Below are 16,100 nucleotides of genomic sequence, written 5' to 3' on the forward strand. Positions count from 1 at the left end.
GGCAGGTCTCTCCTCCACCGATGAGCTGTACATTGATTCGACCTTCCATGGTTGACTAAAGAGTTGTCAATATTGATTGAATCAATATGAGGTGGCGTCGAAGGTGATCCGGCATGCATGGACATGGATACGGTGGGCGCCATGACGCATGACTCGGCCCACACCACCGGTACGCAGGGCGCGGGATCCGAAGGACCCCGCAGGCTCACCACCCGGGAGGCGGCCGAACATCTCGGGGTGAAACCCGAGACCGTGTACGCCTACGTGAGCCGGGGGCAGCTGACCAGCAGGCGGGCTCCCGGCGAACGCGGCAGTACGTTCGACGCCACCGAGGTCGACGCCCTGGCCCGGCGCACCGGGCGCAGGGAGCCCCCTCTCTCCGGCGTGGGCGATCTGGTCTTCCGCACCGGCATCACGCTCATCGAGCCGGACCGTTACTTCTTCCGCGGCGTCGACGCGACCGAGCTCGCGCGTCATCACGGCTACGAGGAGGTCGCCGAGTGGATCTGGACCGGCGAGCTCCGTCCCGGCATCCGCTTCGCGGCGGCGCGCGAATCCCTCGCGGCGGCCCGGCGGACGGCCGCCTCGATGCCGCGGCACAGCAGTGCGACTGACCGGCTCCGCGCCGCTGTCGCCGCAGCCGCGTCCGCCGACCCTCTGCGGTTCGACCTCTCACCCGACGGGGTTCTCAACAGCGCCCGCAACCTGATCCCCACCCTGGTCGGTGCGCTGCCGGCAGCCGGGAGCGGAGCCGCCGGCGGGAGCGGGTCCGACGACGGGGCCGAGCCCGACGGCTCTCTGGCCGCCCGGCTGTGGCCGAAACTCTCCGGACGGCCGGCGGACGCGTCCGCACTGGCCGTCCTCGACACCGCGCTCGCCCTGCTGGCCGATCACGATCTCGCGGCCTCGACCCTGGCGGTACGGGTCGCCGCCTCGACCCACGCGAACCCGTACGCCGTGGTCTCCGCGGGACTCGGCGTCCTGGAGGGCCCCCTGCACGGCGCGGCGAGCGGGCCGGCGCACCGGATGCTGGCCGAGGTCGTGGACCGGGGCGGCGCGGCCCCGGTCGTCGCGGACCATCTGCGGGCCGGCCGACGTGTGCCCGGGCTCGGCCACCGCCTGTACAAGGGCGAGGATCCGCGGGCGGTCGAACTCTTCTCGCTGCTGGACGGGATTCCGCAGGCGGCACCGGCGGTGGCGGCGGCCCGTGACGTGGCCGCGACCACCGCCCGCCACACACCTCTGCACGCCAACGTCGACCTGGCCCTGGCCGCCCTCTCGGTCGCGTACGGCATGCCCGCCGAGACAGGTGAGACCGTGTTCGCCGTCGCCCGCACCGCGGGCTGGATCGCCCACGCGATGGAGGAGTACACGGAACGCCCGTTGCGCATGCGTCCCAGCGGGCAGTACACCGGCCCACGTGCGCCTCAGCCGCTGCCTGCCCCGAAGACGGCCTCGCCGGAGGGGGGCGGTCCTGCAAATTAGCTACAACCGGCGGAAATTCTCACCGGACCTACGGCCGGGGCGGGCGGGCCGTGGACCCGCGGACGACGAGCTCCGGCTCGAAGAGGAGCTCGTCCGACGGCACCGCGTGCCCCCCGATCTGCACGGAGAGGAGCTCGACCGCGGCCCTGCCCATGGCCTCGATCGGCTGGCGGACCGTGGTCAGCGGCGGCTCGGTGCAGTTCATGAACGCGGAGTCGTCGTAGCCGACGACGGAGACCTGGCCCGGCACCGACAGTCCGCGGCGGCGCGCCGCGCGCACCGCGCCCAGGGCGAGCGGGTCACTGGCACAGATGATGCCCGTGACGCCCAGGTCGAGCAGCCGCGTCGCGGCGGCCTGGCCGCCCTCGATCGAGAACATGGCCCGGGACACGCACTCGTCCGGCACGGTGACCCCCGACCGGGCGGCCAGGGCACGGGCGGCGGCGAGCTTGCGCTGCGAGGGCATGTGGTCGGCCGGGCCGAGGACGAAACCGATCCGTTCGTGGCCGAGCGAGACGAGATGACGCCAGGCCTGCTCGACGGCCACCGAGTCGTCGCAGGAGACCGCGGGGAACCCGAGATGCGCGATCGCGGCGTTGATCAGGACCACCGGGATCTTGCGGTCGGCGAGCACCTTGTAGTGGTCGTGGGGGGCGTCGGCCTGGGCGTACAGACCGCCGGCGAACACGACCCCGGACACCTGCTGCTGCAGGAGGAGCTCCACGTAGTCGGCCTCGGAGACCCCGCCCTTGGTCTGCGTGCAGAGCACCGGGGTCAGTCCCTGCTGGGCGAGCGCGCCGCCCACCACTTCGGCGAAGGCCGGGAAGATGGGGTTCTGCAGCTCGGGCAGAACCAGCCCCACGAGCCTTGCGCGCTCACCCCGGAGCTGGGTCGGGCGCTCGTAGCCGAGTACGTCCAGGGCGGAGAGAACGGCTTGGCGTGTGGCGTCGGAGACACCCGGCTTGCCGTTCAGCACACGGCTGACCGTGGCCTCGCTGACTCCTACTTTCTGGGCAACCTGAGCAAGTCGTCGTGTCATGAACGCAAGATTAGCGCAAAAATCGCAAGAATATTACGTCACGGTGTATACCCGTAGAACGCTCACGGGTGGAGAGCGTGACGTCAAGAGCCCCGCCCGACCGGCCGTCGAGGAGTGGTCGGCGGGGAAATCGGCAGGCGACCGGCGGGCGGAATTTCGGTGAGCGCGGATTGCCCCTTACCGTTCGTACGATGAGCGCCCCACGGACCACCCCACGGGGACCGCGCCGGTTCGGCTGGCCGCGGCGGGTCTTCTCACAGGTCCTGCTGATGCAGCTGGCCATCATCACCGGCGTCACGGTCCTCGTCACAGGCCTCTTCCTGGCACCGCTCAGCGCCCAGCTCGACGACCAGGCGATGCGCCGCGCCCTGGCGATCGCCCAGTCCACGGCGGCGCAGCCGCAGATCTCGGCGTCGCTGCTCACCACCGAACCGCGCCCGGACGGCGCTGTCCAGGCCGCGACGGAGCGGATCAGGCGTGCGACCGGTGCGGAGTACGTCGTGGTCATGGACAAGCATGGGGTGCGCTGGTCGCACACGGACTCCTCCCGCATCGGCGAGGTCGTCTCCACCGACCCCGGTGCGGCGCTCGCCGGCAGGTCCGTGATGGAGATCGACAGCGGCACACTCGGACGGTCGGCGCGGGGCAAGGTGCCACTGCTCGACGGATCGGACCGGATCGTCGGTGCCGTCTCGGTGGGCATCGCCTACGACAGTGTCCGCGCCCGGCTCCTCGCCACGATCCCCGGACTGCTCGCCTACGCGGGCGGGGCGCTGGCCGTGGGAGCCCTGGCCGCCTATCTGATCTCCCGGCGTCTCCAGCGGCAGACTCATGACCTGGCGTTCTCCGACATCTCGGCGCTGCTGACCGAGCGCGAGGCCATGCTCCACAGCATCCGTGAGGGTGTCGTCGCGCTCGACCGCACGGGGCGCATCAGACTCCTGAACGACGAGGCCCAGCGACTGCTCGGGCTCGGCCCCGAGGCCTCGGGCAAGCAGCTCGACGAGGCACTGGGCGAGGGCCGCACCACCGACGTGCTGGCCGGGCGGGTGGTCGGCGACGACCTGGTGACGGTCCGCGGCAACCGCGTCCTCCTCGCCAACCGGATGCCGACCGACGACGGCGGGGCCGTTGCCACACTGCGCGACCGTACGGAACTGGAGTACCTCGGCCGTGAACTCGACTCCACCCATGGTCTGATCGACGCCCTCCGCGCCCAGGACCACGAGCACGCCAACCGGCTGCACACGCTCCTGGGGCTGCTGGAACTGGAGATGCACGAAGAAGCGGTCGAGTTCGTCACGGAAGTCGTCGGCGTCCACCGGGCGACGGCCGAGCAGGTCACGGAGAAGGTCCACGACCCGCTGCTGGCCTCGCTCCTGGTCGGCAAGGCGACCGTGGCCGCCGAGCGCGGTGTCGCTCTGCGCATGGCGGCGGGCACCCTCCTGCCGGACCGGCTGGTGGACCCACGCGGACTCGTCACGGTCCTCGGCAATCTGGTGGACAACGCGCTCGACGCGGCCGCGGGGACGCCCGACGCACGGATCGAGGTCGGGCTGCGGGCCGAGGGCCGTACGGTGGAACTGCGGGTGCGCGACAGCGGCCCCGGGGTGCCTGCCGGTGATCACGAAGCCATCTTCACGGAGGGCTGGTCGACCAAGGAACTCCCGGCCCACGGCAAGCGGGGCCTGGGACTGCCGCTCGTGCGGCGGCTCGCCGAGCGGCAGGGCGGCAGCGTGTCCGTGTCGAGCGCCCCCGAGGGCGGGGCCGTCTTCACCGTCGTCCTCCCGGAGGCTCTGGGCGGCCCGGAACGGCTCGGCGTTCCGGCGCCCGGCGCCCCGGACCGCCCCGGCTCCCCCACCGCGGGCGGCCCGTCGGCCCCCCTACGGCCGCCGACGTCAGGAGGCACCCCGTGATCGAGGTACTGGTCGTGGACGACGACGTACGGGTCGCCCGGATCAACGCGGCCTATGTCGCCAAGGTGCCCGGATTCCGGGTGGCCGCGATGGCCCATTCCGCGGCAGAGGCCCTCGCGCGAATCGGCGAGGTTCCCGTCGACCTGATCCTGCTCGACCACTATCTGCCGGACCGCAACGGTCTGGCCGTGGTGCGTGAGCTGCGCGCCCTCGGTCATCACACCGACGTGATCATGGTGACGGCCGCCCGCGACGTGGCGACCGTCCAGGCGGCTATGCGCCACGGCGCCCTCCAGTACCTGGTGAAGCCGTTCGCGTACGCCGGACTCCGGACCAGACTGGAGGCTTACGCGGCGCTGCGCCGCACCTTCGAGAGCGGTGGCGAGGCCGAGCAGACGGAGGTGGACCGGCTGTTCGGGGCCCTGTGGGCCACGGGTGGGTCCGATCTCCCCAAGGGCCACTCGGCGACGACCGCGGAACTGGTCCGGCGGGCCCTGCGGGGCGCCGACGGGCCGCTCTCCGCCCAGGAGATCGCGGAGAGCGCCGGGATGAGCCGGCAGACTGCCCAGCGCTATCTGAAGCTGCTCGAACGCACGGGCCGCGTCCGGCTCTCCCTCAGGTACGGCGAGACCGGCCGCCCCGAACACCGGTACGTCTGGGCAACCGGTTCCTGACGGGCGCGGCGCGGCTAAGCCGCTCCTGCCCCGGTCAGCGACCGTACCTCCGTCTCGGCGTGCTTGGCCGGGTCCGGCGGTTCGGGAGAGGTGACCGTGCCGGCCCAGCCGGCCAGGAAGCCCGCGGGAATCGATACGAGTCCCGGGTTCTCCAAGGGGAACAGGGCGAAGTCCACGCCGGGGAAGAGCGAGGTGGCACTCCCCGAGACGACCGGTGAGAGCAGGACGAGCAGGACGGCGGGGATAAGTCCGCCGTACACGGCCCAGACCGCGCCCCGGGTGGTGAAACTCCGCCAGAACAGCGAGTAGAGCAGAGCCGGGAGGTTGGCCGAGGCGGCGACCGCGAAGGCCAGCCCCACCAGGAACGCGACGTTCAGGTTCTGGGCGAGCAGGCCGAGGCCGATGGCCACCACCCCGATGCCCGCGGCGGCCACCCGGGCCACGCCGACCTCGCTGCGCTGCACGGTACCCGGCCTGCGGTACGAGGCGTACAGGTCGTGGGCGACGGAGGCGGAGGAGGCGAGGGTGATCCCCGCGACCACGGCGAGGATCGTGGCGAAGGCGATGGCGGCGACGACGGCGAAGAGCACGGTGCCGCCCGTGGAGCCCTCACCGCCTCCGAGGACGAGCGCCAGGAGCGGGACAGCCGTGTTCCCTGAGGCGTTGGATGCCCGGACGTCCGCGGATCCGACGAGCGCGGCGGCTCCGAACCCGAGCACGACGGTCATCAGGTAGAAGCTGCCGATGAGCCCGATGGACCAGACGACGGAGCGCCGGGCCGCACGGGCCGTGGGGACGGTGTAGAAGCGCGACAGGATGTGCGGCAGCCCGGCTGTGCCGAGGACGAGCGCCAGCCCGAGGCTGATGAAGTCGAGCCGCGCCGTCCAGCTCCCGCCGTACCTCAGGCCGGGCGAGAGGAAGTCCCGTCCGTGGCCGCTGCGTTCGGCGGCGGAGGTCAGCAGGGCGTTGAGGTCGCCGTGGAAGCGGAGAAGGACGAGCACGGTGAGTGCGACGGCGCCGGCCATCAGCAGGACCGCCTTGACGATCTGGATCCAGGTCGTGGCGCGCATGCCCCCGAGCGACACGTAGACCACCATCAGCGCTCCGACCCCGACCACCGTCCATGACCGGGCGGTGTCACTCGTGCCGCCGAGCAGCAGCGCGACGAGGCTCCCCGCACCCACCATCTGGGCGACCAGGTAGAGCACCGAGACGGTGACCGACGAGGTGCCGAGAGCCGTGCGCACCGGGCGCTCCGCCATCCGGGCGGCGACCACGTCGGCGAGCGTGAACCGCCCGCAGTTGCGTACGAGTTCGGCGACGAGGAGCAGAACGACGAGCCAGGCGACGAGGAATCCGACGGAGTAGAGCATGCCGTCGTAGCCGAACAGGGCGATCAGCCCCGAGATGCCGAGGAAGGATGCCGCGGACATGTAGTCACCGGCGATGGCGAATCCGTTCTCCATGGGGGAGAACAGCCGTCCGCCGGCGTAGAACTCCTCGGCGGACCCCTGTCTGTTGCGGCTGACCCAGGTGGTGATGCCGAGCGTCACGGCGATGAACACGCTGAACAGCAGCAGCGCCAGCGTCTGGTGGTCCCCCCTCACCGGCCGATCCCTCTTGTCATCTCCTGGGTGTCCCACCGCAGTTCCAGAGCGGCACGGTCGCGGTGCAGCCGCGCGTGACGGGCGTACGCCCAGGTGAGCAGGAACGTGGTGAGGAACTGTCCGAGTCCGGCGACCATGGCCACGTTGAGCGCGCCGGCGACGGGACGCGCCATGAGGTCGTGGGCGGTGGTGGCCGCGATGACATAGGCCAGGTACCAGAGCAGGAAGGCGACCGCGGCGGGGACCACGAACCGCCGGTAGCGACGGCGCACTTCGCGGAAGGCGGGGCTGTTCTGCACCTCCAGGTAGATCTCCGCCGCGCCCGGCCCCCGCTCCTCCGGCCGGGACCGCCCGTCGGGCGCGGCCGCGCCCATACCGTCCGGCTCGCCCCACGCCGTGCCCGGCGCCTCGTACCACGGGTCGTCGAGCCGCATCGCTGCGGCGTCCGGCCCTGCTTCCTTCTCCACCGACAACTCCCTTGTCCACGAGCCTTTTCGGCCGCGTAGCCAAGAATGGGCAGACCGGGAAGATCCCGGGCACTTCATTCGCTGTGCTTCACCATTTCAGGTGACGGAAGTGCCGAGTGGGTGCGAGTTCCGAGAGGATCGGATCAGAGGCCGCCCGTGGGTGGAGGAAGCCCTCCGCCCACGGGCGGAGGGCCTCAGACGTCGATGCGCGAGCGGTCCAGGGTCGCGGCGGAGCTGGTGATGAACTCCTTGCGGGGGGCGACCTCGTTGCCCATCAGCAGGTCGAAGACCTGCTCGGAGGATTCCAGGTCACCGATGTTGATCCTGCGCAGGGTGCGGTGGCGCGGGTCCATCGTGGTCTCCGCGAGCTGGTCCGCGTCCATCTCGCCGAGGCCCTTGTACCGCTGGATCGAGTCCTTGAACCGCACGTTCTTCCGCTGCAGCTCCAGCAGGGTCTGCCGGAGCTCATTGTCGGAGTAGGTGTAGATGTACTTGTCCTGGCCCTTCTTCGGCTGGACGAGCTCGATCCGGTGCAGCGGGGGCACGGCCGCGAAGACCCGCCCCGCTTCGACCATCGGCCGCATGTAGCGCTGGAAGAGCGTGAGCAGCAGGGTGCGGATGTGCGAACCGTCGACATCGGCGTCCGTCATCATGATGACCTTGCCGTAGCGTGCCGCGTCGATGTCGAAGGTGCGGCCGGAGCCTGCTCCTATGACCTGGATGATGGCTCCGCACTCGGCGTTCTTGAGCATGTCCGAGACGGACGACTTCTGGACGTTGAGGATCTTCCCGCGGATCGGCAGCAGCGCCTGGAACTCACTGTTCCGCGCCAGCTTCGCGGTGCCGAGGGCCGAGTCGCCCTCCACGATGAAGAGCTCGCTGCGCTCCACGTCGTCGCTCCGGCAGTCCGCGAGCTTCGCGGGCAGCGAGGAGGACTCGAGCGCGGTCTTGCGGCGCTGCGCGTCCTTGTGCTGGCGGGCGGCGATGCGGGTACGCGCTGCGGCCACCGCCTTGTCCAGGACCGCCCTGGCCTGAGCCTTGGCATCGCGCTTGGTCGACGTCAGGAACGCCTTGAGCTCCTTGGCGACCACGTTGGCCACGATCCGGTTGGCGGCCGAGGTGCCCAGCACCTCCTTGGTCTGCCCTTCGAACTGCGGCTCCGCGAGCCGTACGGTGACGACCGCGGTCAGGCCCTCCAGGGCGTCGTCCTTGACGATGTCGTCCTCGGCGACCCGCAGCACCTTGGCGGAACGCAGGACCTCGTTCACCGTCTTCGTGAGTGAGCGCTCGAAGCCGCTGACATGGGTGCCGCCCTTGGGGGTGGCGATGATGTTGACGAAGGACTTGAGGTTGGTGTCGTAGCCGGTGCCCCAGCGCAGGGCGATGTCCACACCCAGCTCGCGGGTGACCTCGGTCGCCGTCATGTGTCCCCGGTCGTCCAGGACAGGCACGGTCTCCTTGAAGGTTCCCGTACCGCTGAGGCGCTGGACGTCGCAGACGGCCTTGTCCTGCGCCAGGTACTCGCAGAACTCGCTGATCCCGCCGTCGAAGCGGAAGGTCTCCTCCGTCTTGCCCTCGCCGTCGATGCCGCGCTCGTCGCGGACGACGATGGTGAGGCCGGGCACGAGGAACGCGGTCTGGCGTGCCCGCTGGTACAGCGTCTCCAGGCTGAGCTTCGCGTCCTTGAGGAAGATCTGGCGGTCCGCCCAGTACCTCACCCGGGTACCCGTACGCGTCTTGGGGACGCGCTTGCCCTTGCGGAGGCCGTTGGCCGGGTCGAAGGGGCTGTCCGGCCCCTGCTCGGTGAACATGCCGGGGACACCGCGCCGGAAGCTGATGGAGTGGGTGGCGCTGTTGCGGTCCACCTCGACGTCCAGTCGTGCGGAGAGCGCGTTCACGACCGAGGCGCCGACGCCGTGCAGGCCGCCGGACGCCGCGTAGGAACCGCCGCCGAACTTTCCGCCGGCGTGCAGCTTGGTCATGACGACCTCGATGCCGGAGAGCCCGGTCTTGGGCTCCACGTCGACCGGGATGCCCCGGCCGTTGTCGCGCACCTCGACGGAGGAGTCGTCGTGGAGGATGACCTCGATGTAGTCGCAGTAACCGCCGAGAGCCTCGTCGACCGAGTTGTCGATGATCTCCCAGAGGCAGTGCATCAGTCCGCGGCTGTCCGTGGACCCGATGTACATCCCGGGGCGCTTGCGGACCGCTTCGAGCCCCTCGAGGACGAGAAGGTGCCGCGCGGTGTAGTTGGAGCTGTCCCTGTCTGAGCCGCCTGCTCCGGTCAGCAGCGCAGTGGACGGCACGGAATCGGCGGTCACGCGGTTCGCTCCTCGCTGAATTTCATGTGGGGCCCGGTGGGTATCGGGCTCGGCCTCGGTGGCCGCTGAGAGCCTACCGAGGCCTGGTAGAGCGGTTGTAACGCCACCCAGGGGGAATCCTTATGCTAGTCCAGCCTCGCATAGGCGTTCGATCATTCGTTAGGGTGACGTGCACATCACGTTCCCTTCGAGGCATGAACCATTTAGGCTCCGGGCACGTCCTCATGAACAACCGGCAAGCCAGCCGGCGGACCGGCCCACACAAGCAACGCGAAACCGTAGCGCTCCGCAATACGGCACATTCGCCGCCAACCGGCAACAGACAGCCATCCTGAGAAGAAGTTTCGAAGAAATGCCACGAGCGGGAACGTTTTCGGCCTGGTTGGATGTTGACCCTGGTACGACAGCTCGTCGAGCTAGAGAAGAGGCGACGTGACTACTGTTCTGACCCCCGCGAGCCCGCTGACCGCAGCAGACCGCTGTGACCGTTGCGGCGCCCAGGCCTATCTGCGCGTCGTCCTGATCAGCGGCGGTGAACTGCTCTTCTGTGCCCACCACGGGCGCAAGTTCGAGCCGGAACTCAAGAAGATCGCCGCGGAAATACAGGATGAGACAGATCGGCTCACTGCCGTACAGGCAAGTGCCGCCGACGAGGATCAACACTGACACCTCGCATCCACGACGAGCTATGGGCACGGTCCAGGACCGGCCGACGGGCGGCCTCCCCTCGGGGAAAGCCGCCCGTTCTCATAGCTCCGACGCGAGGGCGCGGTGATCGCCGCGGCGCTCCCGGCCGCTCAGCTCCCCCCGGCCATCCACCGGATCGCCGAGGACATCCGGGTGTACACCCCGGGGTTGCCGGGGCTCCCGCAGCCGCTGCCCCACGAGACCAGCCCGATGAGACGCCCACGGGCCACCAGCGGGCCTCCGCTGTCCCCCTGGCAGGCGTCCCGCCCGCCCGCGGTGTCACCGGCGCAGAGCATCGACGAGGCGTCGTACGCGCCCTGTGTGCCGCCGGGGTAGGCCCGGGCGCAGTCGGTGTCCGCCAGTACCCGCACCGTGGCCGCGCGCAGCCCTGACGCGTAGGCGCCGTACCCGGTGGTGTCCCCCCAGCCGTACACGGCCGCCTCGGTGCCCGGCTCGTACGCCGCGTTCCCGGACCCGGCCATCGGTATGACGCTCCCCTGGGGCAGCGTCCGGTCCAGAGTGAGGACCGCCAGGTCCTCGGCATTCGTGTGCGGGTCGTACCCCGGATTCACCCATGTCGTTCGCACGGGGATCTCCTGACCGCCCGGCCCGCTCAGCTCGTCACGTCCGGCGATGACCCGCAGGTCCCGGACCTCGGCGACGGCGGCGCCCAGTACGTCCTCCCTGAGGCAGTGTGCCGCCGTCAGCACCTTGGTGGGTGCGACCGCCACTCCCCCGCAGAACTGGCCCGCGCGGGTTCCTCCGAACCGGTCACGGCTCGACAGGGCCACGGCCCACGGGCTGTCCGCGACGGCCACCGGCTTCCCGCCCACGATGACGCTGTCCGCCGCGGCGGGCGCCGGGGGGCCGAGGGGTATGAGCGCCGCCGCGACCGCAAGAGCGAACGCGGCGGGAAGGACACGGACGAGAAGGCGGGGCATGGAGACTCCTGACGCCGAGGTGAACAGTGCCCACTCAGCGTCATCCGCCCCGGCGCCGACCGCATGCGCACATGCGTCGGGCCCGGAACCTCTGGAGGTTCCGGGCCCGGCCCATGTCTGTCCGAGATCTAGTCGAGGTAGTCGCGCAGAACCTGCGAGCGCGAGGGGTGGCGCAGCTTCGACATCGTCTTGGACTCGATCTGGCGGATGCGCTCACGCGTCACTCCGTAGACCTTGCCGATCTCGTCCAGCGTCTTCGGCTGGCCGTCGGTGAGACCGAAGCGCATCGAGACGACGCCCGCCTCACGCTCGGAGAGCGTGTCGAGCACGGAGTGCAGCTGCTCCTGGAGCAGCGTGAAGCTCACCGCGTCCGCCGGCACGACCGCCTCGGAGTCCTCGATCAGGTCTCCGAACTCGCTGTCCCCGTCCTCACCCAGCGGGGTGTGGAGGGAGATCGGCTCGCGACCGTACTTCTGGACCTCGATGACCTTTTCGGGGGTCATGTCGAGCTCCTTGGCCAGCTCCTCCGGGGTGGGCTCACGGCCCAGGTCCTGGAGCATCTGGCGCTGCACCCGCGCGAGCTTGTTGATGACCTCGACCATGTGCACCGGGATACGGATGGTGCGGGCCTGGTCGGCCATGGCGCGGGTGATCGCCTGGCGGATCCACCACGTGGCGTACGTGGAGAACTTGTAACCCTTGGTGTAGTCGAACTTCTCGACCGCGCGGATCAGACCGAGGTTGCCCTCCTGGATGAGGTCCAGGAAGAGCATGCCGCGACCCGTGTAGCGCTTGGCCAGCGAGACCACGAGCCGGAGGTTGGCCTCCAGCAGGTGGTTCTTGGCGCGGCGGCCGTCCTCGGCGATGATCTCCAGCTCGCGCTTGAGCTTCGGCGCGAGCTTGTCGGAGTTCGCGAGCTTGTCCTCGGCGAAGAGGCCGGCCTCGATCCGCTTGGCGAGCTCGACCTCCTGCTCGGCGTTGAGGAGGGGGACCTTGCCGATCTGCTTGAGGTAGTCCTTGACCGGGTCGGCCGTGGCGCCGGCGACGGCCACCTGCTGCGCAGGCGCGTCGTCCTCGTCGTCGTCGGAGAGGACGAAGCCCTTGTTCTCGCCCTCGCCCTCCTCTTCCTCACCCTTGCCGGCCTTGACTTCCTCGACCGCCTCGTCACCGTCGAGAAGCTCGTCGTCCTGCTTGCCGGACTTCTTGGCGGCGGTCTTCTTGACCGCGGTCTTCTTCGCGGCGGTCTTCTTGGCAACCGTCTTCTTGGCTGCCGTCTTCTTCGCAGGAGCGGCCACGGCGGCGTCGTCGGCCGCCACGTCCGCGCTCTGGGCCGCCGGGGCGGCAGATGCCGCGACGGTCCGCGTCACGGCTGTCTTGGCCGCGACAGTCTTGGTGGCGGTGCGCTTGACCGGGCTCTTCGCTGCGACGCTCTTGCGGGCGCGCTTAGGCGACTCCGCGGCACTGACCATCAGCGTCACACCCTCTTCCTCGAGGATCTGGTTGAGGCTGCGCAGAACATTCTTCCACTGGGTTGGCGGAATCTGGTCAGCCTCGAAGGCCCGACGCACGTCATCGCCGGCGATCTGCCCATCAGCCTTTCCCCGCTCGATGAGCGCCATCACAGACTCGGACTCGGCGATCTCCGGCGGGAGCGTACGGGATGTGCTGGCCGACACGAACAACCTCTCGGAACGATGGAAACGGCTTCCGGCCCGGCCCTGGAGAGGGCTGGAACCGACGACCGCCGGCTGGGGATGTCGCCGACGGCGCGGGTTTGGCCTCAGAACTGCACAGCGCACTGCGTGGCTGCTGTATTCCTTCCGCGGCGGTCACCTCTTAAGTCATCGCACTGTTCCGAGGAGTGTTACGCCCAATTCGCGTGGCCCCAGTCACACCTCATTCGCGACAAACAGACCCAGAGGTCACATCTCCGTATGAACCTGCCCCGGACCGCCAGGCCCCGGCCACACACGGTCCGCATACCCCGGCCCGGCGGAGTTCAGTGCTCGCGAGGCGCGGGAACCACTCGCTCGCCATCGGTGTGGCCGACCAGCAGCTGTCGCATGGCGGTCTCGGCGCCGGCGGAGTCGCCCGACGCGAGCGCTTCCACGATCCGCGCGTGGTGGCCGAGGGACGCCTCGGCCGGCCGGTCACAGCCGGTGACGGGGCCGCCCGAGACGTGCAGGGCGGCCGACACGATTCCGGAGAGGTGTTCGAGCATGCGGTTGCCCGCCGCCTGGATCAGCAGGGCGTGGAACTCCGCGTCCGCCCTGGAGAACGTGATGGTGTCGCCCTGCCCCATCGCGTGCCCCATGATCTCGATCATGTCGCCGAGGCGCTGCTGAATGTCCTCGCGCCCGTGACCGGCGGCCAGCCGGGCGGCCAGCGGCTCGATGGTCCAGCGGAGGTCCTCCAGCTCGCGGCGCTGGTCATCACGCTGCGGGCCGAAGGCGCGCCATTCGATGATGTCGGGGTCCAGCAGGTTCCAGTCGCTGACCGGGCGGACCCGTGTGCCCACGTTGGGCCGGGCACTCACGAGGCCCTTGGCCTCGAGAACGCGCAGGGACTCCCTCACAACGGTGCGGGATACCTCGAATCGCTGGCCGATCTCCTCCGGAACGAGCGGCCGGTCGGCACCGAGGTCACCGGAAACGATCATCTGACCGAGCTGCTGGACCAGTTGGCCGTGAAGTCCACGGCCGCGACTGGCCGCGCCGCGTCGGCTCGCCCGCCCCAGTTCGGATTCGGCACCACCCCAGGAACGGAGGGCGGCGCGCTCGCCGGCCGGCGCCTCCGTGTACGGGTAACGGTCGAGTTCGCCCGGGCCGGCGAGGCCGGAGTCGGCGGAGCGGGCGGCGGTCATCATGGTGTGCGCAAGGGTACTCACGCATCCTTTGTCGGCGCGGCTCACCCGCCCCTTGAGGTCTTTGCTGAAAAGCACACGAAAGGGTGATCGGCACCCGCCCCGCAATTGACGCGTTATCGGTGGAAATCGCATCTTTTCAGGAGAGTTGCCCGTGGGTGGCCGTCGAGGCCGAGCCAAACGATCACCAACGGGCTCTCCCTCGAAGGCTGGTGAACACATACGCGCAGATCAAGGCAGACAACGACAGGGAAAGCGCCAGCCCCACGGGTTGAGCCACGACCCGCACCGCGGCCATGGCCCAGCGGTCCGTCTCGTACGGCCACTGTGCCCATCCCAGTTCACGCAGCCGGCCCGGCAGTCCTGTGATCGAACGCGCGGACGGTCCCGCGAGGAGCTTCTGCATCAGCGGCACGACGAGGACGGGGACAGCCAGCACGGCGGCGACTCCGGCAGCGGTCAGCCGGAACACGCCGGCCCCCAGCAGGCCCGCCCAGGCACACCCGACCGACAGACCCGCCCAACTGGCTGCGAGCTGCGGAGCGTTCGCCGGTACGGCCACCAAGTCGCCGCCGTAGACGAGGCGCAGGGCCTCGGCGTCCGCCAGTACGGAGAGCAGAGCGAGCAGCAGCGCGACGCCCGCCGAGACCACCAGTTTCGCCACCAGGAGTCCGAGACGGCGCGGGACCGTTCCCCGCCCGGCGGCGAGCGCCGGGTAGCGGAACTCGTCGCCGAAGGAGAGGGCGCCCAGCAGTCCGGCCGCGAACGCGGCGGGCGGCAGCGGCAGCAGGTCCGGCCAGGCCACCAGCAGATCCGGCAGAGGAGTCCTCCCTGAGCGGGCCAGCAGCACGGAGAGGCCCGCCGACACGACCAGAACGGCCGCCATGATCAGGGCGGTCGTCCTGACACCGAAGAGGCGGCGCAGCTCGTACCGCACAGGCCGGAGCGGGCCACGGGCCGGTCGTACGGGGATCGGAGGCGGCAGCCGCGAGATCGCCACGGCCGAGGCGGGCCCCGGCAGGACGACCCTCGGCGGAGCACCGCCCGGCCTCCCGGACGGCACGGCCACCGGGCCCGCGTCCCCGGTCTCGTCGGCGAGGTGATGGACGGGGAGGCCGTGCCGGTACGCCGTGTCCCCGACCTCCGCGCAGCTGCTGCCGTACACCGAGAGCCGGCTGCCGTCCTCGGCGACCACCTCGACGGAGCGCTGGGCGGCACGGGCTTCGCGGCTCATCACCGCGGCCAGCCGGGCCGCGTGCGGCGTCCGCACCGCGACCCGGGGGCGCAGACGGGTGCGGGAGAAGTCGGCGACCGCCTGGTCGGCGACGAGGCGCCCCTCGTCGATGGTGACCACGCGGTCGGCGGCACGAGCGGCCTCCTTGGGATCGCCGGTGGTGTGCAGGACCGTGCCGCCCTCGGCCGCGTGTGCGCGGAGCAGGCCGTGGAGCCAGCTCCTCTCGCGCGGCGAAAGGCCCTCGGTGGGCTCGTCCAGCACGAGCGTATGAGGGTCACCGAGCAGCGCCGAGGCAAGGCCGAGCCGCCGGTCCATGCCGGCCGAGAGGGTACCGATCCGCTGGTCTCCCAGCCCTGCGAGGCCCACCACTTCGAGCAGTTCGTCCGCCCTGGAGGCGGGGACTCCCGCCGCGGCACAGAGCATGCGGAGCTGGCCACGCGCGGTGCGGGCGGGATGCCCCGGGACGTCCCCGAGCAGCACCCCGACCTCGCGGGCGGGATGACCGATGCGATGCAGCGGCCGGCCCTTGAAGTAGGTGACGCCTCTGCCCGCTTCGAGCTCGAGCATCAGCCGGAGGGCGGTGGTCTTGCCGGAGCCGGGAGCGCCGAGGAGCGCGGTGACGCTGCCGGGCGGGGCTTCGAAGGTCAGGTCGTCCACGACGGGCGGACGGTCGCGGTGGGGGGCGCTGGTGAGTCCGATGGCCTGGAGCATCGCTTCTCTCGCTGAGGGTGAGACCGCTCGGCGGCAGGGTGGATTACCTCAGCAAGATAACGCGGCATTTCGGACTTTTTGCGCATCGGTGCTTCTATGGGCGTTCCGCAGGCGCGTGCGGCTCGGACCCGCGGTGCGCGCGGCCCGGACCCGCA

General features: G+C 70.3%; 12 protein-coding genes. 4 read left to right on the plus strand and 8 right to left on the minus strand.

Annotated elements, in window-relative coordinates; all coding sequences use genetic code 11:
- Positions 1-141 precede the first annotated feature (141 nt).
- Positions 142-1,485 carry a citrate synthase family protein gene (locus AB0P41_RS28485; protein WP_365934887.1) on the plus strand — a complete coding sequence of 448 codons (1,344 nt, stop codon included), beginning with the start codon at positions 142-144 and terminating at the stop codon, positions 1,483-1,485.
- 28 nt (positions 1,486-1,513) lie between these two features.
- Here AB0P41_RS28485 and AB0P41_RS28490 read toward each other — a convergent pair whose 3' ends face one another.
- A complete protein-coding gene (locus AB0P41_RS28490; RefSeq protein WP_356710238.1) occupies positions 1,514-2,524 on the minus strand; it encodes a LacI family DNA-binding transcriptional regulator in 1,011 nt (336 codons plus the stop codon).
- Between the two features lie 191 nt (positions 2,525-2,715).
- Between AB0P41_RS28490 and AB0P41_RS28495 the strand changes: the two genes are divergently transcribed.
- On the plus strand, positions 2,716-4,440 hold the full coding sequence (locus AB0P41_RS28495; RefSeq protein ID WP_365934889.1) for a sensor histidine kinase: 1,725 nt from the start codon (positions 2,716-2,718) through the stop codon (positions 4,438-4,440).
- Entirely contained in the window at positions 4,437-5,114 is a 678-nt protein-coding gene (locus AB0P41_RS28500; RefSeq protein ID WP_365934891.1) for a response regulator, read from the plus strand. The genes AB0P41_RS28495 and AB0P41_RS28500 overlap by 4 nt, the downstream gene beginning before the upstream one ends.
- A gap of 14 nt (positions 5,115-5,128) precedes the next feature.
- Here the strand turns inward: AB0P41_RS28500 and AB0P41_RS28505 are convergent, their stop codons facing one another.
- The 3 genes from AB0P41_RS28505 to AB0P41_RS28515 all read right to left on the minus strand — a co-directional run bounded on the left by AB0P41_RS28505 (position 5,129) and on the right by AB0P41_RS28515 (position 9,509).
- A complete protein-coding gene (locus tag AB0P41_RS28505) occupies positions 5,129-6,721 on the minus strand; it encodes a cation acetate symporter (RefSeq protein WP_365934893.1) in 1,593 nt (530 codons plus the stop codon).
- The gene (locus AB0P41_RS28510; RefSeq protein WP_365934895.1) at positions 6,718-7,188 is read right to left on the minus strand and encodes a DUF485 domain-containing protein; all 471 of its coding nucleotides are present in this window, start codon (positions 7,186-7,188) and stop codon (positions 6,718-6,720) included. Before AB0P41_RS28510 ends, AB0P41_RS28505 begins: the two co-directional genes overlap by 4 nt.
- 194 nt (positions 7,189-7,382) lie before the next feature.
- A complete protein-coding gene (locus AB0P41_RS28515; protein WP_356710227.1) occupies positions 7,383-9,509 on the minus strand; it encodes a DNA topoisomerase IV subunit B in 2,127 nt (708 codons plus the stop codon).
- A gap of 432 nt (positions 9,510-9,941) precedes the next feature.
- Between AB0P41_RS28515 and AB0P41_RS28520 the strand changes: the two genes are divergently transcribed.
- Positions 9,942-10,175, plus strand: coding sequence for a hypothetical protein (locus tag AB0P41_RS28520; RefSeq protein WP_104789587.1), 234 nt, complete (start codon positions 9,942-9,944; stop codon positions 10,173-10,175).
- A gap of 131 nt (positions 10,176-10,306) precedes the next feature.
- Here AB0P41_RS28520 and AB0P41_RS28525 read toward each other — a convergent pair whose 3' ends face one another.
- The 4 genes from AB0P41_RS28525 to AB0P41_RS28540 form a co-directional block, all read right to left on the minus strand.
- On the minus strand, positions 10,307-11,137 hold the full coding sequence (locus AB0P41_RS28525) for a serine protease (RefSeq protein ID WP_365934896.1): 831 nt from the start codon (positions 11,135-11,137) through the stop codon (positions 10,307-10,309).
- 128 nt (positions 11,138-11,265) lie between these two features.
- Positions 11,266-12,813 (minus strand): RNA polymerase sigma factor, encoded by a 1,548-nt coding sequence (locus AB0P41_RS28530; RefSeq protein WP_129265893.1) that lies wholly within the window; start codon positions 12,811-12,813, stop codon positions 11,266-11,268.
- Positions 12,814-13,136: 323 nt separating this feature from the next.
- The gene (locus AB0P41_RS28535) at positions 13,137-14,003 is read right to left on the minus strand and encodes a FadR/GntR family transcriptional regulator (protein WP_356710640.1); all 867 of its coding nucleotides are present in this window, start codon (positions 14,001-14,003) and stop codon (positions 13,137-13,139) included.
- Between the two features lie 181 nt (positions 14,004-14,184).
- Positions 14,185-15,945, minus strand: a complete 1,761-nt coding sequence (locus tag AB0P41_RS28540; protein WP_365934897.1) for an ATP-binding cassette domain-containing protein — start codon at positions 15,943-15,945, stop codon at positions 14,185-14,187.
- Positions 15,946-16,100: the final 155 nt, after the last annotated feature.

The organism is Streptomyces sp. NPDC079167, from assembly GCF_040686735.1.
Taxonomy (GTDB): domain Bacteria; phylum Actinomycetota; class Actinomycetes; order Streptomycetales; family Streptomycetaceae; genus Streptomyces.